We start from the raw sequence: 25,024 nt of genomic DNA, 5'->3' as shown, positions 1-25,024 counted from the left end.
CTCTTATCTATTTATTTCTCTTATATACAGTTTTTGATACCTGTTGCAAAATGTATAACAGTTTTACCATAAATGCAACCATTTTGTATGAATTACATGTGATATTCGCTGTTTCATGTTCACAAAAACCCTTTATTAATAGATTTTACATCATATTTTTGAAGTTTATACACTGAGCTCTGAGAATATGTCTTCTATTGACAGAACCATTTTGGCACCTTCTTGTATCAGGGTGTTTGTTCCTTCTGCCAACGGATCGTGTATGGACCCTGGTAAACACAGGACTTCTCTCCCCTCATTCAATGCATAATCAGCCGTGATGAACGTACCGCTCTTTTTTGTCGCTTCGGTGACAAGTACCGCATCACTGAGGCCACTGATGATTCGATTTCTAAATGGAAAATGCCATCTTTCAGGTTTGATATAAGGGGGATATTCCGAAAGGAGGAGGTGATGGTCCATCATATGATTGGCCAAATCAACATTTTGCTTAGGATAAATATGCTGGAATCCTCCTCCGAGCACACCGATCGTTCTGCCACCTGACCTTATCGCTTCTTTATGAGCGATTGTGTCAGCCCCTTTAGCCAGTCCGCTTACGATCACAACTTCACGTTTGACCAGTTGTGGAATCATGGTGTGAAGTACTTTTTCTGTGTAGGAAGTGGCGTTTCTGGAGCCTATGACAGCCAATTTTGGAGAAGCGTGGAGAAGTTTCCTGTCCCCTTTTAAAAAGAGTAGAAATGGCGGATCATATACATTTTTCAACAAGGCGGGATAATCTTCATCAAACACGGTGATCCACTCTATATGGTTCTCGGCATAGAGCTCCATATAGCGCTTTGAAGGAAAGGAATGGAGGTCTTTAAAGAAGGTTTCTAGATTCGTAGTAGTAGCATGGGTTATTTGTTGGAGCTTTGATTTAGGGAGTCGAAGGACAGAGTAAAGATCCTGATGGGTTTGAACCAATCGTTTGATTCCTTTCAAGCCGATTCCTCGGCAGTGATGAATATGAAAGACAAGGTGACGGTTTCCTTCCATTAAAAGCCTCCTAACGATCATTTATATAGATAAAACTGAGACTGACAGCCAAGCCGTCAGTCTCAGTAAAAGATTAATGCGTTTTACATTTATCGAGAATTCCTTCTTCTTTAAGAACCGTAATCAATGTTTCACCCATATCAGATGGAGTCGGCGCAACTTGAATTCCACATTCGTTCATGACGCGGATTTTCTCATCTGCCGTCCCTTTACCACCTGAAATAATCGCACCGGCATGACCCATACGTTTCCCTGGAGGGGCCGTACGTCCACCGATGAAGCCTACTACTGGCTTCGTCATGTTAGCCTTGATCCACTCAGCGGCTTCTTCCTCTGCAGTACCTCCGATTTCACCGATCATGATCACGGCATACGTATCCTCATCTTCATTGAATGCTTTCAATACGTCGATGAAATCTGTACCGTTTACAGGATCTCCACCGATACCTACTGCCGTAGACTGTCCGATTCCAGCTTGTGAAAGTTGGTGAACGGCTTCATACGTCAGTGTACCAGAACGGGAAACAACCCCAACGTGGCCTTTTGTATGGATGTAGCCAGGCATGATTCCGATCTTACACTCATCAGGAGTGATGACTCCAGGACAGTTAGGCCCGACAAGGCGTGTTTTCTTGCCTTCCATATAACGCTTTACCTTCACCATATCCAATACAGGGATATGCTCTGTGATACAAATGGCCAAATCAAGCTCGGCATCTACCGCTTCCATGATTGCATCTGCTGCAAATGGAGCAGGAACATAAATAACGGAAGCATTTACGCCAGTTGCTTTCTTCGCTTCTTCCACAGTATTGAAAACAGGTACGCCTTCAACCTCTGTTCCGCCTTTTCCAGGTGTAACACCTGCCACGATCTGTGTACCGTATTCAAGCATTTGCTTTGTATGGAAAAGAGCTGTTGATCCTGTAATTCCTTGTACAACAACCTTGGTATCTTTATTAATAAATACGCTCATTAGTCCCCCGCCTTTCTCAGCCTACTTGCTCAACGATTTTTTGTGCGCCGTCTGCCATGGATTCAGCTGCAATAATATTCAATCCTGACTCATTAAGGATTTCTTTCCCTAAGTCAACATTCGTCCCTTCAAGACGAACCACAAGTGGTACTTGAAGACCGATCTGCTTAGCTGCTTCAACAACACCTGTTGCAATGACGTCACACTTCATGATTCCACCGAAGATATTGACGAATATACCTTTAACGTTTTCATCAGAAAGGATGATTTTGAATGCTTCCGTTACCTTCTCTGCCGTTGCACCGCCCCCAACGTCCAGGAAGTTAGCGGGATCTCCGCCATAGTGCTTCACGATGTCCATCGTTGCCATGGCAAGTCCTGCTCCGTTAACCATACAGCCGATATTACCATCAAGGGAAATATAGCTCAGGTCATATTTGGAAGCTTCGATTTCTTTTGCATCTTCTTCTTCTAGATCTCGTAATTCGATGACATCCTTTTGACGGTATAATGCATTTGAATCGAAGTTGAACTTCGCATCAAGTGCCATGACGTCTCCATCACCTGTCACGACTAACGGGTTGATTTCAACAATGGAAGCATCCTTTTGGATATACACATTGTAAAGACCCATCATGAACTTAGCTGCTTTCCCTACAAGTTTTTGAGGGATATTGATATTGAATGCAATACGTCTCGCTTGGAAACCTGTTAATCCAACCACTGGATCGATGTACTCTTTAAAGATTTTCTCAGGTGTTTGTTCCGCTACTTCTTCGATTTCCGTTCCGCCTTCTTCAGAAGCCATCAGGACAACCTGTGAAGTTGCACGGTCGAGTACAAGACCTACATAGTACTCTTTCTTAATATCACAGCCTTCTTCGATAAGTAAGCGCTTTACTTCCTTACCTTCAGGACCCGTTTGGTGAGTAACTAAAGTTTTTCCGATTAATTCCTCTGCATATGTACGCACTTCGTCAAGGCTCTTGGCGATTTTGACTCCGCCAGCTTTACCCCGGCCACCTGCGTGGATTTGCGCCTTTACAACATATACGCTAGAATCTAACGTCTTCGCCGCTTCTACTGCCTCTTCAGCTGTAAAAGCCACTTTACCATTTGGTACGGATACCCCGTAATTTCTGAGGATTTCTTTACCTTGATATTCATGGATATTCATTTTCCATCCTCCTATCAAACTCTTCAAAAAATAGACTGCGCTTTCATTGTATAAAATGACAGTATATATGTCTACCATTATGCTAAAAATATTATATTAATTTAAAAATTCTGAACATATTTTGATAGAATCCATCCATATCAAGCCATTTTCACTAGGAGAAACGCACATAAATTATTATACTCAAAAAATATATTTCACCTAATAAATCTAGCAGCCTTCATCTTCACGGTGACTTGCATCCGGTTATTCTTTCCTGGATATGTCTCTGTCCAAACGGTAGATAAACGCAAACACTTCCGCCACGGCCCCGTATAATTCCTCCGGGATGGATTCACCGATATCCAGGTTGCCGAGCAGGGATAAAAGACTCTTATCCTCTTGAACAGGCACTCCATGCTCCCCCGCTTTTGACAGGATGTTTTCAGCGATCATCCCTTTTCCTTTTGCCACGACTTTCGGGGCCGACCCGTCCTGCTGATTATAACCCAGAGCGATCGCTTCTTTTCTCTCGTGCCGGCTTTTCATATCCTAACATCAACTCCGGAAAATGTCTGATTGAACTCATCCCCTAAGATTCTTTCTGAGAGGCTTTCGTGTTTATCGGGTTTCTTCACCTTTACGGCGGATAACTGATAGTCCAATTTCTCGAGGGCCTGTTTCAAATCAGGAATGAGAGGCTGGGACAGCGCTTCTGCTGCTGGATGGTCATTCCAAACGGTAAGTGAAATGACACGGTGCTGAACCTGCATATCGATCAGGGTTTCATCCATTTCCTTCATATTCAGGTAAAATAAAACTCTACAATAGTCACCGTCAATGACTCCCTTTTCTTTCTCTTTTCCTGTCCATTGTAAGGTGATATCCGTGTTTCGTCCAAACAGGTACATTGGAAACTGTTGCACGATTGTTAGGAGAGGGGATGGATCCTGGGAATGCAGCACTTGATGGTTCATTCTCAGAACAATGTCATCGGCTAATTGGCGAATGTCCGACGCCGGATGGTTCTGGCTTAGCCCGATAAGATGCTCCTTCAGTGTCTGGCCCTGGACGTCATATCCTTTATGGACCTGAGCTTCATAGTTGATTCCAAAGTCACCGATCACCCTTTTTAACACTTTGACCAATTCATCTCCCTGAATTTGTTCCGTCAGGTCCGATACCGTCTGGTGGTGAAGCATCTGAAAGATTTTTGCCTGATTGGAGGAAGGGGCACCTTTCCCCCATATCTGTTCAAGCCTGCTAACGTTCACTTCCACTAGCCTTTCTTTCCCTGCTAATTCGATGAGCTGTCTCGCCGCTGCTTCAGGCGTCTCCTCTTCGATTCCCTCCAGGCGGGTTTGTGAGCCTGTAAGGACGTTCATCCATTTATGCACAAGGGAGGAAGCTTGCTTTGTGGATTCTTGGCCGGATCCTGAAGCCTGGCTACGACCGCTTCGAAGCCCTTCAGATGACGGCAGCTCGACCTCCATATCTGATATCACCCTATCAAGGAACATACCCGATAATCCTTCCTTCCATTGATTCATGACCGTTTCACCCGGGATGAATCCAAGGGACTTCAATACATCGAAGTGTCCCAAACGGGTAGCGTAGGTCTGGGAGGAATCCGCTAAACCCGTCAAGGCTTTGATGAGAAGATTTTCAGCTATATTTCTTCTCAACGGTTCCTGAAGCCTTTGAATCATTTGAAGAGTGCCTCCATCTCCTCCCACTTCTTTTAACCTTGAAGAAAGAGTATCAAGCATGGAAATAAAATCACCCTTTTCCCCGGCTTTCATCGAAAGGAATACCCGGTCTGTAAATGGCATGTTTCTCTTAGCCATTTCCACGATGATCTTTGAATGAAGAGGTGCATCTTTCCCTGTCACATGCTTCCCTGCAAGCGCCAGCATCTCTTTATGGATCGGTATCTTATCCTTCACAAGCTCCTTGACCAAAGAAGTCATTTCTTTTTCATCGCCCGAAACGGATAGATGATTCAGGAGCTTAGAAGCCATACCCTCACCATGGCTTTTAGGAGACGGGATCAATTTGAGGCTGATTCCTGTCTCTGTCTGCTTCACTTCCACCCATTGACGCTCTCCTTCTTTCAAAGGAGATTCAAGCTTTGCCAAGAACCGCTGGCCGTTTGCAGAAACTTCTGCCAGATCGTCACCCATCAACTTATGTACCTTTATATAGATAATCCTTCCTCCCTGGACCGAAAATGGTTTTCCACCAAGGGAGGACAGTGTCTGATTCCTTGCTGTACCGTGAATGTGGGTCATTCTCTCATCCCCTGTCCCATGGTATTCATCCTACAATTTGTTAAAAACGCTTATCCCTTTGTCTGCAGAAGCTCCTTTACCGGTGCGAAGCTTTTCCGGTGAAGTGGAGTCACTCCTAATTGCTCAAGCCCATTTAAATGGTCTCTTGTCCCATACCCTGCATTTTTCTCGAAAGCATAGCCGGGATATTTTTCCGCATATTCCTTCATCATCCTGTCTCTCGTAACCTTTGCGATAATGGAAGCTGCCGCAATGGATATGCTTTTCGAATCCCCTTTGATGATTGACTGACTCGGATACGGCGATACAATCTTCATTGCGTCGATCAATAAGTAATCAGGCTGAACCGGTAGCTTTACGATTGCTTCATTCATCGCTTTTTTCGTTGCTTGATAAATATTGATGGAATCGATCTCCTCCGCGTGGACCATTCCAAGTCCAATTGAAATCGCATGATGTTGGATGTATTCATAATACTCTTCTCTTTTACCTTCTGAAAGTTTCTTGCTGTCATTCAATCCTGCCAGGTAGAAGTCTTGGGGAAGGATGACGGCCGCCGTTACGACCGGCCCTGCAAGAGGTCCCCTTCCCACTTCGTCTATCCCGGCGATACGGGTAAACCCTTGAAGACGCAGCTCCTGCTCATATCGTGTGAGGTCTTGAAACTCCTTTTTCTCCTTAGCCTGTTTCTTTCGTTCCCTTTCGATCTGAAGCAGCAGTTTCTGAACACCTTTTCTCTCGTCCAGTTTCAATTCTTCCAAAATCGGATCAGACTCTTTCAGTGTCCCGATCAATTGTTTGATTTCACTGATCGTTCTATGTACTTTCGTCACGTATGTTCCTCCTCATCTATATCGGATATCCCGCACAAAAATAAAGAGGCTGTGTCAAAGAGATCCATTCCCTTTATACAGCCTCTGCCATTATTCACTATCTGTTTCAGCTTCACCAATAAAATCAAATGTCATGGGTCCTAACTGAACATTGCGTATATCCCTGACGATGATTTCAGAAGTCTTGTCATAATTGACTTCTCCACCCGCCATCAGACAGCCTCTTTTAGCCCCGATCTTATCAAAGCTATCCACTACCTCTTCAGATATCCCTTCGAGGCCGTAACGCTCCTCTAATCGCTCTGGATAATGCTCTGCAAGAAAACGAAGGCCATATACGGCAATGTCCTGCAAATTCAGGATGGTATCTTTGATTGCTCCCGTCAATGCAAGTTTATAGCCTACTTTGGGATCCTCGAACTTCGGCCATAAAATGCCGGGGGTGTCGAGCAGTTCAAGCTCTTTACCGGCCTTGATCCATTGCTGGGCTTTCGTCACACCAGGAGTATTTCCTGTTTTGGCGATGTTCTTCTTCGCCAACCTGTTGATCAAGGTGGATTTACCCACGTTTGGAATTCCCACGATCATTGCCCTGATCGCCCGGGGTCTCATTCCCCTGGACTTCATGCGATCGAATTTATCTTTCAGGATCTCTTTAGCAGCCTGCACGATGACTTGAAGACCTTTGCCGGCTTGTGCATTGACCGCAAGTGCGGTGATCCCCTGCTCTTTAAAGTAGGCAATCCACTGATTGGTCCTGTTTGCGTCTGCCATGTCTGCCTTATTTAATAAGACGAGTCGCGGCTTTTGACCGATGATTTCTTCAATCATCGGATTTCTCGATGATAACGGTATTCTTGCATCTACTAATTCAATCACTATGTCTACAAGTTTTAATTTCTCAGTAACTTGTCTACGAGCTTTAGCCATATGCCCTGGAAACCATTGTATCGTCATATGACCACCTCCAAACACTTTTTTCTATTATTTCACCAAACCGAAATCTTTAACAGGCCAATAGATCACTTTCGTGTCCCCGATTACCTCATCGGTCGAGACCGTCCCGATATGACGGCTATCTTTACTGAATCGACGGTTATCCCCCATAACAAAAATTTCTCCATCCGGTACTCTTTCTTCACCGGTTATATCCTTTAATGAGAAATCTTCGGTTAAGACACCGCCGTCCAATTGATCTTTGTATTCCTTGAGATATGGTTCAGTATAGGCTTTTCCATTTATATATAATGTATCATTTTTATACTCTACTTTATCCCCCGGCAGGCCGATGACCCGTTTGATATAATCCTTTTGCTCAGGGGCATGGAAAACGACGATATCGAAGCGCTCAGGCTCCCCCAGTTTACTTACAATCATTCGGTCACCATTATGTAAAGTAGGCATCATTGATAATCCGTCAACTACGATGGGGGCAAATAAAAAGAATCTGATGATAGCTGCTAATCCAACTGCGATTAACAGGGCCTTCATCCATTCCCACCACTCGTTTTTTTCTTTAACCACATCTCCACCACCCATGATTTTTTCTATCTTTTTCTATTCTACTAGAAATTCTTCTAATTCTCATTAAAAATTGGTGGTTTCCCGAAAATAGTCGATATTCTCTTTTCTTTCCCTTGAACGAAGGGTTTTAGAAAAAGGAAAAGGAGCTTGTCTCCAAGCTCCTTTTCTTACGTTCTTATCGAATTTCTTTAATACGAGCCGCTTTACCACGTAGATTACGTAGGTAGTAAAGTTTCGCACGACGGACTTTACCGCGACGAATAACTTCTAATTTAGCGATTTTAGGTGTGTGTACTGGGAAAGTACGCTCAACACCTACACCGTAAGAAATTTTACGAACAGTAAATGTTTCGCTGATACCGCCACCACGGCGTTTGATTACTACTCCTTCGTATACCTGAATACGTTCACGAGTACCCTCAACGATGTTAACGTGTACACGTACTGTATCACCAGGACGGAAAGATGGTAGATCAGAGCGAAGTTGTTCTTTCGTAATATCTTCGATTAATTTGTGCATCTTATTCAACTCCTTCCAACAGATGCTCTTACAAAAGCGATTGATTGCAGCGGAACATCGGGATCCATGACTTCAGGAATTAACTCCTCAAGCCACAAAGAATATAATATCATACAGGCATTCAGGATGCAATAGCCTATTTAGAGTTTCTCCATTCCTCTATCCACGCCTTCTGTCGATCTGTGAGGGGATAACTCTCTAATAGATCCGGTCTTCTCTCATAGGTCCTTCTCAGGCTCTCTTTCTCTCTCCATTCATCAATCAGACGATGGTTTCCAGAAATCAGCTCTCCAGGTACCTTCATCCCTCTGAAATCGGAAGGTCGGGTGTAATGAGGATGCTCTAAGAGACCTGAAGAGAACGAATCCAGTATGGGGGAATCCTCATTCCCAAGGACTCCCGGAAGCAGACGGACAACACTATCTATGACTACCATCGCACCGAGTTCCCCACCGGTCAACACATAGTCACCAATGGAGATTTCGTCGGTTACCACGTGCTCTCTGATTCGTTCATCATATCCTTCATAATGACCGCAAATAAACACGAGGTGATCTTCTTTCGACAGTTCCTCAGCCTTTTGCTGGGTATATCGTTCTCCCTGTGGGCACATGAGGATGACCCGCGGCGTAGATTCCTCTTCTTTTTTCAAGGCATCGACTGCATCGAATATGGGCTGAGGCTTCAACACCATTCCAGCCCCCCCGCCGTAAGGGTAATCATCCACTTGATTATGTTTGTTATCAGCGTACTCACGGAAGTTAATCACATTATACGTAACGGCTGCTTTCTCAGTGGCCTTTTTTAAGATGGAATCACCAAAGATCCCTTCGAACATACCAGGGAATAAAGAGAGGACGTCAATTCTCATCATGACAAGAGACCTTCCATCGGCTCAATGGTAATAAGCTGATCTTCAATATCAACCATTTTCACGATATCCTCTATGTAGGGGATGAGGTACTCTTTCCCTCGCTCACCCTTCACTACCCATACGTCATTCGCACCCGGACTTAAAATCTCCTTGACGGTACCCAGCTCTTCTCCTGCAGTCGTCACTACCCTACAGCCGACGATTTCATGGAGATAGTATTCTCCTTCGTCCAGTTCCTGTAACTGGTCTTCCTGCACCTTCAGGATGCCTTCTTTAAACTTCTCGACATCATTGATATTTTCATACCCTTCAAACGTAAGTAAATCAAAACTTTTATGGTTTCTGTGAGATTTGATCACGAGACCGAGGGGTTCCTGGCCATTCCGGAACAAATAAAGAGTGTTCCCTTTCTGATAACGCTCTTCGGGGAAATCTGTCGTCGAAACGACCTTCACTTCCCCTTTCACTCCATGAGTGTTGACAATCTTACCTACATTAAACCACTTTTCCATCGCATTCACCTCTTGCATTAACGTATTTCTTTCACTATGCCGTCTTCTATGACAATCGTCTTTGAAAGGGTTTCTTCCTCCCAATTGTCACCAACTTGAATCTCCATCATACCCTGGACTTCCTTTTCCTTTAGCTCGCTGCCGATCGGGAGGATATTCAGCTGTTCCATTTGAAAATCCAACAGCTTGATTTTTTCTGCCCGTTCATTCAATTCTCTTTCAAAATGCTGATTTAATTTATGAGTGGGGTATTTCTTGCCGCGTTCAATCTTTTTCATTTCGAACTGGAGCTGATCACTTTCCTTTTTTAGATGAAACTTTTGATTTTCATAGCGTTTCATTAACAGGTCCTTACTCTTTTTTGTGAGGACTTGTTTTATGGTTATCGTATGTATCACGTTCAACGTCTTTCCTCCTCCTTTTATTCACCCCTCACTGATGTCATGGTCTTAAGGGTGTTCTTAGGGGAGAAACGGCTTGTATGGGGCTTTCAGAACCCTTCTGACGATAGTATACCATTACACGGCGGTCAACCCTATGAAAAAGGGGACTGACGTCTTAAGGCTAAGTAGTAACCTTTGTGGGTCAGTCCCCTGATTCTTAGAGCTTGTTGTAATGAGCTTAAGGAAGCTTTCTTACTCCACTATCTCTAAGAAAATTTTCTTCTGTTGTGAAGATCCTGCTGCAGCGTATACCACAGTTCGAATCGATTTAGCTACTCGCCCCTGTTTCCCAATGACCTTACCCATATCCTCGGGGTGAACAGATAACTTATAAGTTAACCCGTTCGTTCCTTCATCCAAATCGACGCGGACAGAGTCCGGATGGTCAACCAAGGGTTTCACAATCGTTAGAATAAGATCTTTCATCGATCTAATCGATTACTTGCTGTTTTTAGCATTGTGGAATTTTTCCATAATGCCTTGGTTTGAGAATAGGTTACGAACTGTGTCAGATGGCTTAGCACCATTTGATAACCATTTAAGAGCTAACTCTTCATCGATTTTCACTTCAGCTGGTTTAGCAACCGGGTTGTAAGTTCCAACTGTTTCGATTTGACGTCCATCACGTGGTGAACGAGAATCTGCAACTACGATACGATAGAAAGGAGATTTTTTTGCTCCCATACGTTTTAATCTGATTTTTACTGCCATAATTAAAGCACCTCCGAATAGTTTCACACAAGTTAGTATAATATCAAATGTGTATTTTGTTTGTAAAGTGTTTTTTCTTAACAGTTCAATTTTTCTTTCGAAAAACCGAACGGATTGCTTACATAAATGGGAATTTCATCCCTTTTTTCTTGCCTTTTCCTTGCATCCCACTCATCTGTTTCATCATTTTCTTCATGTCCTCGAATTGTTTCAGAAGACGGTTCACCTCTTGAATGGATGTACCGCTCCCTTTTGCAATCCGTTTACGACGAGAAGCATTGATTGTTTCCGGGTGGGTTTTTTCATCACCTGTCATGGATTGGATGATGGCCTCTACGTGACTGATCTGCTTGTCATCGACTTGAATCTTATCCAGACCCTTCATCTTGTTTGCTCCAGGCATCATTTTGAGAAGCTCGTCCAATGGCCCCATCTGCCTCACTTGACCTAGTTGATCAAGGAAATCATCAAAGGTGAAAGACATGGTGCGCATTTTTTGTTCCAATTCTTTGGCCTTCTCTTCATCCACGTTGGCCTGAGCCTTTTCAATGAGAGATAACACATCTCCCATACCAAGGATCCGTGATGCCATACGCTCAGGATGGAAGGCTTCCAAGGCATCCATTTTCTCACCCATACCTACAAATTTAATAGGCTTTTCAGTGACGGAACGGATGGATAACGCTGCACCACCCCGGGTGTCACCGTCGAGTTTTGTCAGGACAACACCCGAAATGCCAAGAGCATCATCGAAGCTTTGAGCAACATTTACTGCATCTTGACCGGTCATGGCATCCACCACGAGGAAAATCTCGTCCGGATTGGAGAGTTCTTTGATTTCCTTCAGTTCTCCCATCAGGTTTTCATCAATGTGAAGTCGACCTGCCGTATCAATCAGAACATAATCGTGATGTTCTTCTTTTGCCTTTTCGATTGCTTTTTTCGCAATTTCAACCGGGCTTACCTGATCCCCAAGTGAAAACACGGGAAGGCTTAATTGCTTTCCGATCGTTTCCAGCTGTTTAATGGCAGCGGGACGGTAAATATCAGCCGCCGCCAACAGCGGTTTGCGGTTATGTTTCTTTCGAAGCAGGTTCGCAAGCTTACCAGTGGTCGTCGTTTTACCTGCACCTTGTAAACCTACCATCATAATGACAGTCGGTGGACGTTTAGCGACGGCAATCTGACTTTGTTCGCCACCCATCAAGTTCGTAAGCTCTTCCTGAACAACTTTAATGACCTGTTGACCCGGTGTAAGGCTCTTCATGACTTCTTGTCCGACAGCCCGTTCACTTACTTTCTTGACGAATTGCTTCACCACTTTAAAATTAACGTCTGCTTCTAAAAGAGCAAGACGAACTTCACGCATCATTTCTTTAACATCCGCTTCTGAGATCTTTCCTTTTCCGCGGATTTTTTGTATTGTACCTTGCAGTCGGTCGGCTAATCCTTCAAATGCCATTCATGCCGCCTCCTAATCCAATATTTCAAGATCATCAATGAGTTTTAAACAATGAGAAGAATCGATTGATGGCTCTTCTATTTTTTGTCTGAGTTGATCAAGAATCTCGTTGCGTTCTTGAAATTTCTTAAATAATAAAAGTTTTTCTTCGTACTCCTCGATCATGGCCTCTGTCCGCTTGATGTTATCGTACACTGCCTGACGGCTGACATTATATTCCTCAGCGATTTCACCTAAAGAGAAATCATCCAGATAATAGAGGGACATATAGCTTCTCTGCTTGGGAGTTAACAAAGATTGATAAAAATCGTAGAGATAATTCATTCTGGTCGTTTTCTCCAGCACGGATATCCCTCCTTGTTAAGTGAAAAACCTTTACATATGAAGAATACAGTGTTTACGGGCGATTGTCAAGGTTAGTAGCGGATTTTTCATAGAGAAAAGTAGAGCAGCCTGCCAGACTAAACGAATAGTCTGGCAGGCTCTCTTGTGGATCATGATCTATTCTTCTTCATCAACGAGGGTTGAGAATAAACCATATACATACTTTTCTGCATCGAACGGTTGGAGGTCATCCATTTTTTCTCCCAGACCCACATATTTCACGGGGATTTCGAGCTCGTTCCGGATGGCGAGCACGATTCCGCCTTTAGCGGTCCCATCAAGCTTCGTCAGGACGATACCTGAGACGTTTGTGGCTTCTTTAAAGGTTTTCGCCTGCACCATGGCATTTTGACCTGTGGTGGCATCAAGAACGAGTAATACTTCGTGAGGGGCTCCTGGAATTTCTCGTTCAATGACCCGTTTCACCTTTTCAAGCTCTTTCATCAAATTCACTTTGTTTTGCAATCTTCCTGCCGTATCACAAATGAGTATGTCCGCCTTTTTCGCTTTGGCAGATTGGACGGCATCGAACATCACAGCCGCAGGATCGCTTCCCGCCGCCTGCTTAATGACCGGGACCCCGACACGTTCACCCCATACTTCAAGCTGCTCGATGGCTCCTGCACGGAACGTATCCCCTGCAGCAAGAACCACATTTTTGCCCTGTTCCTTGAACATATGAGCCATTTTCCCGATGGTGGTCGTCTTCCCTACCCCGTTCACACCGACAAATAGCAATACCGTCAGTTGATCGTTTTGGATATTCAGGGTACTGTCCTCTTCGCGATCGCCCTGGTAGATCTCAACAAGCTTCTCTGAAATGACGGATTGGACATCTTCCGTATCTTGAATATTCTTTCGCTTCACTTCAAGTTTAAGTTCATCAATGAGCTCCATGACGGTATCAAATCCGACATCCGCTCCGATCAGGATTTCTTCCAGCTCTTCAAAGAATTCTTCATCGACTTTACGGTATCTGGCCACCAGGTCATTCACCTTTGACGTGAAGTTGTTTCTTGTTTTACTCAACCCATCTTTAAATTTCTCAGTGACATTATCACTGGACTGCGTAAATTTATCTTTAAGCTTCTTAAAAAAACTCACTTTTCCACACCCTTATTTAAGTTTCAAGTAGTTCCTTTGTTTCCTGTAGCCTTACTGATACCAGTTTAGACACTCCGGATTCCTGCATCGTAACCCCGTACAATACATGGGCTTCTTCCATGGTACCTTTACGGTGGGTGATGACAATGAATTGTGTTTCATCACTGAATTTCTTTAAATATTGACTGAATCTCTGCACATTCGCTTCGTCCAGGGCCGCTTCCACTTCATCCAGTATACAGAATGGGACAGGGCGGATCTTCAAAATGGAAAACAGTAGGGCAATGGCCGTCAAAGCCCGTTCCCCACCTGACATAAGCCCCAGGTTCTGCAGCTTCTTCCCGGGCGGCTGGGCTACGATATCCACACCAGTATGAAGCAGATCAGACGGATCGGTCAGCTTCAACTCTGCTCTTCCACCGCCGAACAAGGCTTTGAATACACCTTCAAATTCCTCTTGAATACTCGTGAAGGTTTGATCGAAACGTTTGATCATTTCGGTATCCATTTCATTAATGACCAGGTACAGAGTGTCCTTCGCTTCCGTCAGATCATTCTTCTGATCAACCAAGAATTCGTATCTTTCCTTCACTCGTTCATATTCATCGATCGCACCCAGATTGACGGTCCCGAGCTCTTCCAGTGCTAATTTCACAAGTTTCACTTTTTTCCTTGCCTCTTCCACCTCGATGGAGAGGGGGTAGTCCTCTTTTGCCGCTTCAAATGAAAGCATGTATTCATCCCGTAAATGATCAAGACGGTTCTCAAGTTCTACATCAAGACGATTGATTTTCACTTCCTCATCCCGGAGAGCACCGACCAAACCTTTATGAAGACGCTTCAATTCTTTTAACTCCATCTCCTCATCATCGACAATCTGCTGAAGCTTGGAGCGCTCGTCCCTGCGGACAGCAATCAACTTGGACGTTTCTTCCTTTTGCACGGCACACTCGTCTGCTTTTATTCCAAGCTGCTCTTCACCCGAGAAGTTATCCTTCATTTCTGTCTGCAACCATTCCAGGTCTTCCTGGAGACTTATCTTTCGCCTGTTTGTCTCAGCCATCGTATCCTGCACCCGGTTCAGTTGCTGTCGGCTGTTCACCAACTGTTCATTCCGTGCGGCAAGATTCGCTTTAATGTCACTGATTTCATTCAACAAAGCGTCTTTGGACGTCCGTTCACTATTTTTCTGTAGAGTCAGCTCATTGATCTTTTGATCAAGCTGAGTAACCTCTTCCCCTATCTTCCTGAGAGAAGCTTCCAATTCTTTTGTTCTGGAATCATGCTTTTCTTTGATTGAGGTAAAATCCTTTTTCTCCAGGTCATACAGGGACAGTCTTTCATCCAGGTTCTGCTGGGAAAGTTCAATTTCACGAAGTTGGGAGAGAAGTTCCTGTTCTTTGAGACGCAATCTCTCCCCCTTCACTCTCAATTCTTCCAGTTTCTTCTCGCGAAAACTGCTTTCTTCTTTAAGAGATTTTACTTGGGATTGAAGCTGTGCTGTCTGAACTTCCATACTGGAAAGCTTTTCTTTCATCTCTTCCAGCTCCCCTTTTCTTGATAGAAGGGAATTTTTCTTCTGTTTCACCGTACCCCCGGACATGGATCCCCCGGGATTGACAACATCTCCATCCAGCGTAACCAATCGATAGCGATATTGAACAAGCTTTGCAATTTCATTTGCACCCTTTAGATCCTTTGTGATGATGACATTTCCCACAAGGCTTGAAATCACCAATTGAAAGCGATCATCAAAATGCAATAGATCAGCTCCCACGCCTACAAAGGAAGGATGTCCTTTCAGCATATTCTTTTGGCTTTCAGGTATGGATTTCCCTTTGATTACGTTCATCGGCAGGAACGTGGCACGGCCATATTGATGTTTCTTCAAAAAGGCAATGGCTTTACGTCCATCTTCTTCTGTATCGACTACGATATGCTGCATCGAAGCAGCAAGAGCCGTTTCCATAGCCGTTTCATATGATTTAGGAACCGTTATTAGCTCCGCTACCGCCCCTTGAATACCGGTTAATTGACCCGACCGCTCCTTCAGGACTTCTTTTACCCCCTGGAAGAAACCTGAATAGTCTTCTTCCATTTCTTCGAGCATCTCTTTCCTGGACTTCGCTTGTTGCAGGAATTGGAACGCCTGATAAAGCGTCTTCTCCTGCTTTTCATACTTGGATTTCACGGATTCAAGCTTCTTTTGTTCCTCACGATACAAGAAGATGTGCTCATCGATCTGTTCTTTTTGTCCTTGAAGTTCTTTCGATCGTTCCCTGTGACGCAAGTGTAGTTCTTCACGTTGAGAAACATACTTTTCATTTTCCGCTTCTAATCGACCGCTGCGACTGGACTGCTGTTCCAGCTGCTGTTTGAGATACTGAATCTCATTTTTTGCAGAGGCCTGTTGATTGAGCTTTTCAATGTAATCACTTTTAAACGATTCAATCACATCTTCAATATTTTCGTTATAGTGCTTGAATTGATTCTGCTTCGTGACAAGGAGTTCTTTTAAACCGGACACTTCAGAATCGATCCTCTTGAAGTCGCGGTTTGCTTTTTCTTTTTCAGAAACTAAACGTTCGATTTGATTTTCAGCTTCTTCAATCGATTGCTTCAACTGTGATTCATTGGTGGACGAATTTTTCTTCCGCTCAACCAGTACTTGCTTCCTGCCCTCAAGTTTCTCTAATTCTTCACTTGTAGATAGGAGCACTTCCTGTAAGTTTGAAATCGACTCATCGAGAGCGGCAATTTTATCCCTTGTTTGTGTCAGGACGGCTTCTTTCTTCTGAATGCGGGAGGAAAGGACCAATTCTTCCTGTCCATGCTGTTCGAATTCTCCGCTCAGCTTCTCCCACTGCTTATGTAAGTCCTCAATATCATACACAGTCAAGGCGACTTCGAACTTCTCCAGCTCCTCTTTCTTCTCCAGATAATCACGGGCCATGGAAGCTTGGAGCTTCAGGGGTTCTACCTGTCCTTCCAATTCATGAAGGATGTCATTGACACGATTAAGATTTTCTTGTGTTTCAAATAGCTTATTTTCAGCTTTTTTCTTCCGTGATTTATACTTCAATACCCCGGCAGCCTCTTCGAAGATGGTTCTTCTTTCTTCCGGCTTACTGTTCAGGATTTCTTCCACTTTGCCCTGACTGATAATCGAGAAAGCTTCTTTTCCTAACCCTGAATCCATAAACAGTTCAATGATATCCTTCAACCTGCACGGCTGTTTATTCAGTAGATATTCACTATCTCCCGAACGGTAGACTCTCCTTGTGACACTGACCTCACTATAATCGATGGGCAGTGCGCCGTCTTCGTTGTCCAAGACAAGGGTCACTTCCGCTATATTGAGGGCTTTCCTTGAATCGCTTCCGGCAAAAATGACGTCTTCCATTTTCGACCCGCGCAGGCTTTTTGCTGATTGTTCACCAAGCACCCACCTGATTGCGTCTATAATATTGCTTTTTCCGCTGCCATTTGGTCCAACAACAGCCGTGACACCCGGGACAAACTCCACGGATATTCTTTCTGCAAAAGATTTAAACCCCATTACTTCTAGTTGTTTGAGGAACATCTTCTTTCCCCCTATTTCGCGTCCAGCTTTTGTTTTAACTTTTCCAGAGCTTTCTGTGCGGCTTTTTGTTCAGCCTCTTTTTTTGACCGGCCATTTCCAATGCCCAACTCTTCATCATTTAAACTCACCCTTGAAATAAACTGACGATTGTGGGCAGGGCCGCTTTCTTCCAGGATACTATATTCGATCATTCCTGCACTGCCCCTTTGAACCAGCTCTTGTAACTGACTCTTATAATCCATCACATGAGAAAAAGCACCGACATTGATTTTTGGGTAGACCACTTTTTCAAGGACAGAGATGACTGTTTCTAATCCTTGATCTAAGTATACTGCCCCGATAAACGCTTCAAAGACATCGGCGAGTAAAGCCGGTCTCTCACGTCCCCCCGTCATTTCTTCACCTTTACCCAATAGGATGAGTTCACCGAAATTCAGTTCAATTGAGAACTTCACCAGGGAAGGTTCACATACGATGGCCGCCCTTAACTTGGTAAGTTCCCCTTCACTCATCATGGGGTATTTCTTGAAAAGAAATTGAGATACCGTAAGTTCCAGAACGGCGTCCCCGAGAAATTCTAAGCGTTCATTATCTTCATATGGTTTTCGACGATGCTCATTCACATAGGATGAATGAGTAAAAGCTTGTTTAAGGAGTTTTTCATCTTTAAATTGAATTCCCATTTGATTTTGAAATGTCTTGAATTTCAAATCATTTTTATGTTTAGATAATCCATTACTTCTGTTTTGCTTCCGCATCAGGCACTCCACCTTGCTAATATGTTCTCATTGTATACTAATCAAGTTTATTCTAAAAAAATCATTTACGCAAAAAATTTCTTAAACAATGATGTTAGAACACAAATAAACTTGGTAGGGGTTCAACCCCTACCAAGTTTCAAATGGTTAGAATATAAGATGGGTCACCCATCCCTCTATTCAATCTAACGATTAAGCCTTTGCTTGTATGTAGTTCACAGCATCACCTACTGTGCCGATTTTTTCAGCATCATCGTCAGAAATTTCCATATCGAATTCATCTTCAAGTTCCATAACCAGCTCAACTACATCAAGGGAGTCAGCTCCTAGATCTTCTTTGAAAGAAGCTTCAAGAGTTACTTGAGATTCATCTACACCTAGACGATCAACGATAATTTTTGTTACACGATCTAATACTTCTGCCATTTTTGTCACCTCCCCTCAAGTATTATAGAGCATTTCCACCTCTAATGAAAAGAGTATACATGAAAACGATGAATAAATTATTTCATTCTTCCCATTACATGACCATTCCGCCGTCAATATGAAGCGTTTGCCCCGTCATATACGATGCGGAATCGGATGCAACAAATGTCACTACTTTCGCAATATCCCCGGGAGCGCCAAAACGGCTTAACGGGATTTGTTTTAACATTTCACTACGTACATCTTCAGGAAGCTGATCGGTCATATCCGTCGAGATGAAGCCAGGGGCAACGGCATTCACTGTGATTCCACGGGGAGCAAGTTCTCTCGCTGTCGTTTTCGTCAAACCGATCACACCTGATTTGGCTGCTACATAATTTGCTTGTCCCGGATTCCCGCTCACTCCGACAATGGATGAAATATTGATGATTCGACCACTTCTTTGTTTCATCATTTGACGTGTAACGGCCTTCGTACACAGGAATACACCTTTCAGATTGATGTTGATGACATCATCCCATTCTGTTTCTTTCATTCTCATCAACAGATTATCTTTGGTGATGCCGGCATTGTTCACAAGGATATCGATGGACCCAAATTCACCGATCGTTTCCTTAACCATAGCCTGAACACCTTCAGCATCCGATACATTACATTGTACGGCGATTGCTTCTCTGCCCAAACTCTTGATTTCATCCACGACTTCGTTTGCTTTCGCTTCACTACCTGCGTAATTCACGGCGACATTACAGCCTTCACGGGCAAGTTCAAGAGCGATCTCCCGTCCGATTCCACGGGATGCTCCCGTCACCAGTGCCACTTTACCTTCTAAATTCATTTAAGCTTCCTCCTTCAGCGCTTGAATGGTTTGTTGTAAGGACGCTTCATCTTGAACAGCATATGTCTTCACACGTCTGTTCACTTTTTTCACTAAACCTGAAAGGACTTTACCTGGTCCCACTTCGATGAATGTATCCACACCCAGTTCAAGAAGCTTCTCGACTGTATCTTCCCATTGTACGGGCGAATACAATTGTTCAATTAATAAACGCTTGATCTCTTCATGTCCTGTTACAGGCTCTGCAGTCACATTCGCAATGACGGGTACGTCTGCGTCTTTGATCGTGATTGAATCAAGGATTGAAACGAACTGTTCAGCAGCAGGTTTCATCAATTGAGAATGGAAAGGCCCGCTAACCTGAAGCGGGATGACCCGCTTCGCTCCGGCTTCCTTCGCTTTCTCTGAAGCGAGCTCTACTCCCTTTACCGTACCTGAAATGACAATCTGACCAGGACAATTCAAGTTCGCTAGTCCAACGGGATGGCCATCCTCCGTTACAAGGTCTGTCACTTCTTTCAATGGTTCCCGGCCCAAACCAAGGACGGCCGCCATCGTTCCTTCTCCGCTTGGTACTGCTTCTTCCATGAATTCCCCTCTTTTACGAACGGTATACACAGCATCCTCAAATCCGATGGCACCTGCAGCCACCAGGGCAGAATATTCCCCTAAGCTGTGACCTGCTGTGTAATCTGCTGCAATCCCCTCGGCTTTCAAGCGCTCAAGGATGGCCATGCTTGTCGTCAGGAGAGCCGGCTGAGCGTTCGTTGTCTGGGTAAGCTCTTCCTGGGGACCTTCAAAGATGATCGATGAAAGCTTGGTGTCTAATCGTTCATCGGCTTTACTGAAATAGGATTGCACTTCAGGATATTGCCCGGCTAATTCTTTCCCCATCCCCACTGTTTGGGAACCTTGACCAGGAAAGATAAACGCGATTTTACTCATATTATTCCACACTCCCCTTAATAGCATCTTTTATCGTATTGGAAACGTCGTGCTTCACCATTTCCCTTGCTTGTCTCATGGCATTATACAGGGCCACTTCATTGGAAGAACCATGAGCTTTGATTACGGGTGCCTTCAGGCCGAACAGGCCGGCCCCGCCGTACTCTGTATAATCGAGCATATTCTTTAATTGCTTCAGGTCATTCTTCACAAGTCCTGCGGCAAGTTTGTTTTTCGTTGAGGACGTGAACGTTTTTTTCAACATGGAGAAGACGGACAGGGCAGTCCCTTCAATCGTCTTCAGTACCATATTCCCGGTAAACCCATCCGTCACGACAACATCGGCCGGCCCGTCCAGCAGGTCTCTGGATTCCACATTCCCTACAAAATTGATAGGGAGCTCCTTTAATAACTGAAAGGTTTTCTTTGTTAATTCATTTCCCTTTTTATCTTCCGTTCCGATGTTCAATAAGCCCACACGCGGGTGATTGATCCCTCTTACTTTCTCAGAATAAATGCTTCCCATGACTGCGTATTGTGCAAGATGCTCGGGTTTCGCATCGACATTCGCCCCAAGGTCAAGCATGAGGAATCCTTTACCATCAAGGGTCGGAAGGGTCGGTGCCAATGCAGGCCGCTCAATCCCATCAATTCTCCCTACAATGAACAATCCCGCCGTCATAAGGGCACCTGTATTTCCTGCTGAAATGCAGGCATCGGCTTCCCCATTTTTCACGGCTTGAGCCATCAGTACCATCGAAGCATTCTTCTTACGTTTCACCGCTCTGACAGGTTCATCCGTCCCTTCAATCACTTCATCGGTGTGGACGATCGTCAGGCGATCTTCCGGGGTGACATACTGTTTGATCTGCTTTTCATCCCCGTATAAAAGCACTTCAATATCATTGAATTCACGTAATGCGCGCTTCACTCCAAGAACGATTTCTTTCGGGGCGTGGTCTCCGCCCATTGCATCAACGGCTAATTTCATCTACTCTTCATCCTCTACAGATTTTTTAGAGCGATACATTTCAAATTCACCGGTAAACACGAGCTCACCACCGACTAAACTTTGAACTTCTACCGTTGTTCGGTCTTTTTGATCTTTCATATGTATCACTTTCGCTTTCGCCACCACCCGATCGCCTTCCTTTACAGGGCGGGTAAAACGGATGTTTGACTTCGCAGTTAATGCCAAGTCGTCATTTATGACAGCCACTGCAAGGGAATTCGCCTGAGCAAACAAGTGGTGTCCCCTCGCAATCCCATTCCTGATGAACACATGCTCCCGCTTCACATCAAAAATGGATATCGCACTATGATCCAGCTCTATATCAATAATTTCTCCAATAATCTCTTCAATAGGCAACGATTTCACTTCGTCTTCAAACGATTTCTCTGCCACGTACTTAATTCGTTCACGAAGCTCGGGTATCGATAATTCCATTCGATCCAGCCGGATTGTCTGGACGCTTACACGAAACCGTTCAGCCAATTCTTCATCTGTTATAAAAGGATTCACTTTGATTGTGTCCGTAAGGTTTCCCTGTCTTTCTTTTTTCGAAAGTCTCAATTTTAACACCGTCCAGTATTAGTACTAGGTACTAATAGTAGTATATAATCTAAAAAAGCAGATTGCAAGAAATAATCTCACAATCTGCCTTTCTAGTCCAGCTTTTCACCCTCTAAGATCCCCGATCCGGATAAATACTTCCTGAGCGGTTCAAACTCTGGATCACTCCAGAATTGAGCGGATGCGATCAACACTTGAGCATCGTCCCTTGCTACTTCCAGCGCACGGTAATCGTGCACCATGTCTGCCACCTTAAACTCCGGGAGCCCGCTCTGCTTTCTTCCGAAGAAGTCGCCTGGTCCCCTCAGTTCGAGATCTTTTTCACTAAGGACAAAACCATCATTCGTTTCTGTCATGATTTTCATGCGTTCTTTCCCTACTTCGGTCTTCGGTTCCGCAAGGAGAATACAATACGATTGATGTTCACCACGCCCTACCCTTCCTCTCAGCTGATGAAGCTGACTCAACCCGAACCGTTCCGCATCATAGATGAGCATGAAAGTGGCATTGGGCACGTTCACTCCGACCTCAACCACCGTGGTGGAAACAAGCACTTGAAGGTGGTTCGCACTGAATTCCCTCATGACTCCATCCTTATCCTCAGGATGTAGTCTTCCGTGCATCAGACCGACTTTGTATCGCCCTTCAAAATAGTGGACCAATTGATTATAGACATCAATGGCATTTTGCACATCCAGTTTGTCGGATTCCTCGATCAATGGACAAATCACATAAGCCTGGCGTCCCTGGTCTAACTCCTTATCCATGAACGAAAGGACTCTGGATAGCATATCCGCTTTCGCCCAATAGGTTTCTATCGACTTCCTGCCTGCAGGCATCTGATCGATGATACTCACATCCATCTCACCAAATACGGTGATGGCAAGTGTTCTCGGGATCGGAGTCGCTGTCATAAATAATACATCAGGACTTTCCCCTTTTTCCCTGAGGACCCTTCTTTGGTTGACACCAAACCTGTGCTGTTCGTCGGTGACGACTAGGCCCAGGTGCTTGAATTCGACTTCTTCCTGTATGAGGGCATGGGTACCAATGAGAATATCAATCTCGCCCTCTTTCAGTTTATCCAATAAAAGACGACGCTTCTTCCCTTTCACAGAGCTGGTTAATAGGGCAACGGAAAGCCCCATCGGCCCGAGCAGTTCGCTGAGGGAATTCGCATGCTGTTCAGCCAGTATTTCCGTCGGGACCATTAATGCTCCCTGATAACCCGCTGTTACACTTGAATACAAGGCTATGGCGGAAACGACTGTCTTACCGGACCCCACATCCCCTTGGAGAAGGCGATTCATGCGATAGGGAGATTTCATATCTGCTGAAATCTCATTCACCACCCGTTTTTGCGCATCGGTCAATGGGAACGGTAAAGAATCAATGAACGATTTGACTTTTTCCAAATCATAATGTTGAGACATGCCGCTTGAATGCTCCCGTTCAAACTTTCTCAAAGCCTGCATCTTCAACTGAAACAACAGGAATTCCTCATAAACAAATCGTCTTCTTGCCTGCTTCATATCTTCGGTGGAGTCGGGAAAGTGAAGATGATACAGGGCATCTTTCCGACTTGAAAGCTTATACTTTTCCATTAAATGACCCGGAAGGTTTTCATGGATCAAATGACCGTAATCACTAAAAGCCTTCTTGATGAATTTCCTGAGTGTATTGTTTTTCACCGAGCCTTTCAAAGAATATACGGGTTCAAAATCCCCCTGTTTATCATGAGGGCCAGACTGAAAATACTGGACCGTAATGATTTGCCTGTTTTTATCCCATTTCCCAGTCACCGTCACCGTATCATGAAGATTGATTTTCTTTTTCAAATAAGGCTGATTAAAAAATACCGCTTGAACCAGATTCCTCCCTATGAGAATCCGCAGGGTCAAACGGGATTTCTTTCTCCCATAAAACATCAGTGCGGGTTCCGAGTGAACTTTCCCCTCAACCGTGACGCGTTCATCATGGGCTACTTCTTCCAGGTCCCTAAGACGGTAATCCTCATAGCGGTAAGGCAGATATTCCAACAGATCCAGAACGGAATGAATCCCCATTGCATTCAGCTGTAAAGCTGTTTCTTCACCAATCCCCTTAATGTTCTGGATTGTCAGTCCTTCATTATGAGTCTTCACGTTTATTCAGGGAAACCCCAAAGATTTTCGCTTCAAGCTCTCTACCTGTCGGCGTAGCCGCCAGTCCCCCTTGAGCCGTTTCACGAAGAGCTACCGGCATGGTTTGACCGATCTTGTACATAGCATCGATCACTTCATCACACGGAATACGGCTCGTGATCCCTGCAAGGGCCATATCCGCCGCAACCATGGCATTAGCAGCTCCCATAGCATTCCGTTTCACACAAGGTACTTCCACCAGTCCAGCAACAGGATCACATACGAGACCCAGCATGTTCTTCAATGTGATCGCCATGGCTTCTGCCGATTGACCAGGGGTCCCCCCGGCCATCTCCACGATGGCAGCCGCAGCCATACCGCTTGCAGATCCCACCTCTGCCTGACAACCGCCAGCCGCACCTGAGATAGATGCGTTATTCGCCACCACGAAACCAAAGGCACCGGATGCAAATAAGAAGCGGATCATCTCATCTTTCGTTGGATTCAACTTATTCTTTACAGCAAACAATGTTCCGGGTACCACTCCGGCAGATCCCGCAGTAGGCGTAGCACAAATCGTTCCCATCGCTGCATTCACTTCGTTCGTTGCCACTGCTTTACTCACTGCATCCAAAATCGTATCACCACACAGGGAACGACCTGAATCAATGTATTTCTGTAATAACACGGCATCGCCGCCAGTAAGTCCTGAATGGGACTTGACCCCTTCGAGACCCCTGGCTACTGCCTGCTCCATCACTTCCAGGTTTTTCTCCATCTGACTATAAACCTGTTCAAATGTCTTTCCCGTAAACTCGATTTCCTGTTCGATCATAATGTCAGAAATTTTCTTGTTCTGACTTTCTGCAAGTTCAACCAACTCTGCAACATTTCGAAACATGTAAATACCCTCCTCTTTATGCAAACGCTATCATTATTGTAATTGA

General features: G+C 44.5%; 26 protein-coding genes. All 26 read right to left on the bottom strand.

The features are described from left to right. Nucleotides 1-165 precede the first annotated feature (165 nt). Nucleotides 166-1,041, bottom strand: a complete 876-nt coding sequence (gene dprA / locus P8596_RS09985) for a DNA-processing protein DprA (RefSeq protein WP_279726735.1) — start codon at nucleotides 1,039-1,041, stop codon at nucleotides 166-168. A 73-nt stretch (nucleotides 1,042-1,114) separates the two neighbouring features. Further along, nucleotides 1,115-2,017: a succinate--CoA ligase subunit alpha gene (gene sucD, locus P8596_RS09980; protein WP_034755649.1), complete on the bottom strand. Its 903-nt coding sequence runs from the start codon at nucleotides 2,015-2,017 to the stop codon at nucleotides 1,115-1,117. Nucleotides 2,018-2,033: 16 nt separating this feature from the next. Then, the gene (sucC, locus tag P8596_RS09975; RefSeq protein WP_034755652.1) at nucleotides 2,034-3,194 is read right to left on the bottom strand and encodes an ADP-forming succinate--CoA ligase subunit beta; all 1,161 of its coding nucleotides are present in this window, start codon (nucleotides 3,192-3,194) and stop codon (nucleotides 2,034-2,036) included. A gap of 246 nt (nucleotides 3,195-3,440) precedes the next feature. Beyond that, nucleotides 3,441-3,722, bottom strand: a complete 282-nt coding sequence (locus tag P8596_RS09970; RefSeq protein ID WP_224520275.1) for an EscU/YscU/HrcU family type III secretion system export apparatus switch protein — start codon at nucleotides 3,720-3,722, stop codon at nucleotides 3,441-3,443. Further along, nucleotides 3,719-5,464 (bottom strand): TP0910 N-terminal domain-containing protein, encoded by a 1,746-nt coding sequence (locus P8596_RS09965; RefSeq protein ID WP_279726734.1) that lies wholly within the window; start codon nucleotides 5,462-5,464, stop codon nucleotides 3,719-3,721. Before P8596_RS09965 ends, P8596_RS09970 begins: the two co-directional genes overlap by 4 nt. A gap of 50 nt (nucleotides 5,465-5,514) precedes the next feature. Continuing rightward, the gene (locus P8596_RS09960; protein ID WP_279726733.1) at nucleotides 5,515-6,297 is read right to left on the bottom strand and encodes a ribonuclease HII; all 783 of its coding nucleotides are present in this window, start codon (nucleotides 6,295-6,297) and stop codon (nucleotides 5,515-5,517) included. Between the two features lie 90 nt (nucleotides 6,298-6,387). Then, a complete protein-coding gene (gene ylqF, locus P8596_RS09955; RefSeq protein WP_279726732.1) occupies nucleotides 6,388-7,254 on the bottom strand; it encodes a ribosome biogenesis GTPase YlqF in 867 nt (288 codons plus the stop codon). Nucleotides 7,255-7,281: 27 nt separating this feature from the next. After that, a complete protein-coding gene (lepB, locus tag P8596_RS09950) occupies nucleotides 7,282-7,821 on the bottom strand; it encodes a signal peptidase I (RefSeq protein WP_034755663.1) in 540 nt (179 codons plus the stop codon). A 175-nt stretch (nucleotides 7,822-7,996) separates the two neighbouring features. Beyond that, on the bottom strand, nucleotides 7,997-8,341 hold the full coding sequence (rplS, locus tag P8596_RS09945; protein WP_032088854.1) for a 50S ribosomal protein L19: 345 nt from the start codon (nucleotides 8,339-8,341) through the stop codon (nucleotides 7,997-7,999). 136 nt (nucleotides 8,342-8,477) lie between these two features. Then, a complete protein-coding gene (trmD, locus tag P8596_RS09940) occupies nucleotides 8,478-9,212 on the bottom strand; it encodes a tRNA (guanosine(37)-N1)-methyltransferase TrmD (protein ID WP_279726984.1) in 735 nt (244 codons plus the stop codon). Beyond that, a complete protein-coding gene (gene rimM / locus P8596_RS09935; protein ID WP_224520280.1) occupies nucleotides 9,212-9,727 on the bottom strand; it encodes a ribosome maturation factor RimM in 516 nt (171 codons plus the stop codon). The genes trmD and rimM overlap by 1 nt, the downstream gene beginning before the upstream one ends. A gap of 17 nt (nucleotides 9,728-9,744) precedes the next feature. Next, entirely contained in the window at nucleotides 9,745-10,131 is a 387-nt protein-coding gene (locus P8596_RS09930) for a YlqD family protein (RefSeq protein ID WP_224520281.1), read from the bottom strand. Nucleotides 10,132-10,362: 231 nt separating this feature from the next. Beyond that, the gene (locus tag P8596_RS09925; protein ID WP_034755686.1) at nucleotides 10,363-10,596 is read right to left on the bottom strand and encodes a KH domain-containing protein; all 234 of its coding nucleotides are present in this window, start codon (nucleotides 10,594-10,596) and stop codon (nucleotides 10,363-10,365) included. Nucleotides 10,597-10,608: 12 nt separating this feature from the next. Beyond that, nucleotides 10,609-10,881: a 30S ribosomal protein S16 gene (rpsP, locus tag P8596_RS09920; RefSeq protein ID WP_034755689.1), complete on the bottom strand. Its 273-nt coding sequence runs from the start codon at nucleotides 10,879-10,881 to the stop codon at nucleotides 10,609-10,611. 118 nt (nucleotides 10,882-10,999) lie between these two features. Beyond that, on the bottom strand, nucleotides 11,000-12,343 hold the full coding sequence (gene ffh, locus P8596_RS09915) for a signal recognition particle protein (RefSeq protein WP_224520282.1): 1,344 nt from the start codon (nucleotides 12,341-12,343) through the stop codon (nucleotides 11,000-11,002). A gap of 12 nt (nucleotides 12,344-12,355) precedes the next feature. Then, on the bottom strand, nucleotides 12,356-12,667 hold the full coding sequence (locus tag P8596_RS09910) for a putative DNA-binding protein (RefSeq protein ID WP_371928757.1): 312 nt from the start codon (nucleotides 12,665-12,667) through the stop codon (nucleotides 12,356-12,358). Nucleotides 12,668-12,844: 177 nt separating this feature from the next. Next, complete coding sequence (gene ftsY, locus P8596_RS09905) at nucleotides 12,845-13,831, bottom strand: signal recognition particle-docking protein FtsY (protein WP_159361863.1); 987 nt, start codon at nucleotides 13,829-13,831, stop codon at nucleotides 12,845-12,847. A gap of 16 nt (nucleotides 13,832-13,847) precedes the next feature. Further along, nucleotides 13,848-17,414 (bottom strand): chromosome segregation protein SMC, encoded by a 3,567-nt coding sequence (gene smc, locus P8596_RS09900; RefSeq protein ID WP_279726731.1) that lies wholly within the window; start codon nucleotides 17,412-17,414, stop codon nucleotides 13,848-13,850. 11 nt (nucleotides 17,415-17,425) lie between these two features. Beyond that, on the bottom strand, nucleotides 17,426-18,172 hold the full coding sequence (rnc, locus tag P8596_RS09895; protein WP_034755710.1) for a ribonuclease III: 747 nt from the start codon (nucleotides 18,170-18,172) through the stop codon (nucleotides 17,426-17,428). A gap of 192 nt (nucleotides 18,173-18,364) precedes the next feature. Continuing rightward, nucleotides 18,365-18,598 carry an acyl carrier protein gene (gene acpP / locus P8596_RS09890; protein ID WP_034755712.1) on the bottom strand — a complete coding sequence of 78 codons (234 nt, stop codon included), beginning with the start codon at nucleotides 18,596-18,598 and terminating at the stop codon, nucleotides 18,365-18,367. Nucleotides 18,599-18,692: 94 nt separating this feature from the next. Then, nucleotides 18,693-19,436 carry a 3-oxoacyl-[acyl-carrier-protein] reductase gene (gene fabG, locus P8596_RS09885; protein WP_224520284.1) on the bottom strand — a complete coding sequence of 248 codons (744 nt, stop codon included), beginning with the start codon at nucleotides 19,434-19,436 and terminating at the stop codon, nucleotides 18,693-18,695. Beyond that, on the bottom strand, nucleotides 19,437-20,381 hold the full coding sequence (gene fabD / locus P8596_RS09880; RefSeq protein WP_279726730.1) for an ACP S-malonyltransferase: 945 nt from the start codon (nucleotides 20,379-20,381) through the stop codon (nucleotides 19,437-19,439). A gap of 1 nt (nucleotide 20,382) precedes the next feature. Then, nucleotides 20,383-21,372 (bottom strand): phosphate acyltransferase PlsX, encoded by a 990-nt coding sequence (gene plsX / locus P8596_RS09875; protein ID WP_279726729.1) that lies wholly within the window; start codon nucleotides 21,370-21,372, stop codon nucleotides 20,383-20,385. Beyond that, on the bottom strand, nucleotides 21,373-21,954 hold the full coding sequence (gene fapR / locus P8596_RS09870; protein ID WP_279726728.1) for a transcription factor FapR: 582 nt from the start codon (nucleotides 21,952-21,954) through the stop codon (nucleotides 21,373-21,375). 92 nt (nucleotides 21,955-22,046) lie between these two features. Then, nucleotides 22,047-24,098, bottom strand: coding sequence for an ATP-dependent DNA helicase RecG (recG, locus tag P8596_RS09865; RefSeq protein ID WP_481900325.1), 2,052 nt, complete (start codon nucleotides 24,096-24,098; stop codon nucleotides 22,047-22,049). Continuing rightward, nucleotides 24,085-24,978, bottom strand: coding sequence for an L-serine ammonia-lyase, iron-sulfur-dependent, subunit alpha (gene sdaAA, locus P8596_RS09860; RefSeq protein ID WP_034755730.1), 894 nt, complete (start codon nucleotides 24,976-24,978; stop codon nucleotides 24,085-24,087). The genes recG and sdaAA overlap by 14 nt, the downstream gene beginning before the upstream one ends. Nucleotides 24,979-25,024: the final 46 nt, after the last annotated feature.

The sequence above is a fragment of the Rossellomorea sp. DA94 genome, from assembly GCF_029834455.1.
Classification (GTDB): domain Bacteria; phylum Bacillota; class Bacilli; order Bacillales; family Bacillaceae_B; genus Rossellomorea; species Rossellomorea vietnamensis.
Note: the sequence above shows the minus strand (reverse complement) of the source record. Positions and strands in the feature narration are given on the sequence as shown.

Bases quoted from the DNA above. Each gene is read 5' to 3' on its own strand.
- P8596_RS09910 (WP_371928757.1), bottom strand. From the start codon at position 12,667: ATGAATTATCTCTACGATTTTTATCAATCTTTGTTAACTCCCAAGCAG.
- dprA (WP_279726735.1), bottom strand. From the start codon at position 1,041: ATGGAAGGAAACCGTCACCTTGTCTTTCATATTCATCACTGCCGAGGA.
- acpP (WP_034755712.1), bottom strand. From the start codon at position 18,598: ATGGCAGAAGTATTAGATCGTGTAACAAAAATTATCGTTGATCGTCTA.
- sucC (WP_034755652.1), bottom strand. From the start codon at position 3,194: ATGAATATCCATGAATATCAAGGTAAAGAAATCCTCAGAAATTACGGG.
- rimM (WP_224520280.1), bottom strand. From the start codon at position 9,727: ATGGAAAAGTGGTTTAATGTAGGTAAGATTGTCAACACTCATGGAGTG.
- sdaAA (WP_034755730.1), bottom strand. From the start codon at position 24,978: ATGTTTCGAAATGTTGCAGAGTTGGTTGAACTTGCAGAAAGTCAGAAC.
- rplS (WP_032088854.1), bottom strand. From the start codon at position 8,341: ATGCACAAATTAATCGAAGATATTACGAAAGAACAACTTCGCTCTGAT.
- P8596_RS09970 (WP_224520275.1), bottom strand. From the start codon at position 3,722: ATGAAAAGCCGGCACGAGAGAAAAGAAGCGATCGCTCTGGGTTATAAT.
- rpsP (WP_034755689.1), bottom strand. From the start codon at position 10,881: ATGGCAGTAAAAATCAGATTAAAACGTATGGGAGCAAAAAAATCTCCT.
- rnc (WP_034755710.1), bottom strand. From the start codon at position 18,172: ATGCGGAAGCAAAACAGAAGTAATGGATTATCTAAACATAAAAATGAT.
- sucD (WP_034755649.1), bottom strand. From the start codon at position 2,017: ATGAGCGTATTTATTAATAAAGATACCAAGGTTGTTGTACAAGGAATT.
- ffh (WP_224520282.1), bottom strand. From the start codon at position 12,343: ATGGCATTTGAAGGATTAGCCGACCGACTGCAAGGTACAATACAAAAA.
- P8596_RS09965 (WP_279726734.1), bottom strand. From the start codon at position 5,464: ATGACCCACATTCACGGTACAGCAAGGAATCAGACACTGTCCTCCCTT.
- ylqF (WP_279726732.1), bottom strand. From the start codon at position 7,254: ATGACGATACAATGGTTTCCAGGGCATATGGCTAAAGCTCGTAGACAA.
- fabD (WP_279726730.1), bottom strand. From the start codon at position 20,381: ATGAGTAAAATCGCGTTTATCTTTCCTGGTCAAGGTTCCCAAACAGTG.
- smc (WP_279726731.1), bottom strand. From the start codon at position 17,414: ATGTTCCTCAAACAACTAGAAGTAATGGGGTTTAAATCTTTTGCAGAA.
- plsX (WP_279726729.1), bottom strand. From the start codon at position 21,372: ATGAAATTAGCCGTTGATGCAATGGGCGGAGACCACGCCCCGAAAGAA.
- P8596_RS09925 (WP_034755686.1), bottom strand. From the start codon at position 10,596: ATGAAAGATCTTATTCTAACGATTGTGAAACCCTTGGTTGACCATCCG.
- fabG (WP_224520284.1), bottom strand. From the start codon at position 19,436: ATGAATTTAGAAGGTAAAGTGGCACTGGTGACGGGAGCATCCCGTGGA.
- trmD (WP_279726984.1), bottom strand. From the start codon at position 9,212: ATGAGAATTGACGTCCTCTCTTTATTCCCTGGTATGTTCGAAGGGATC.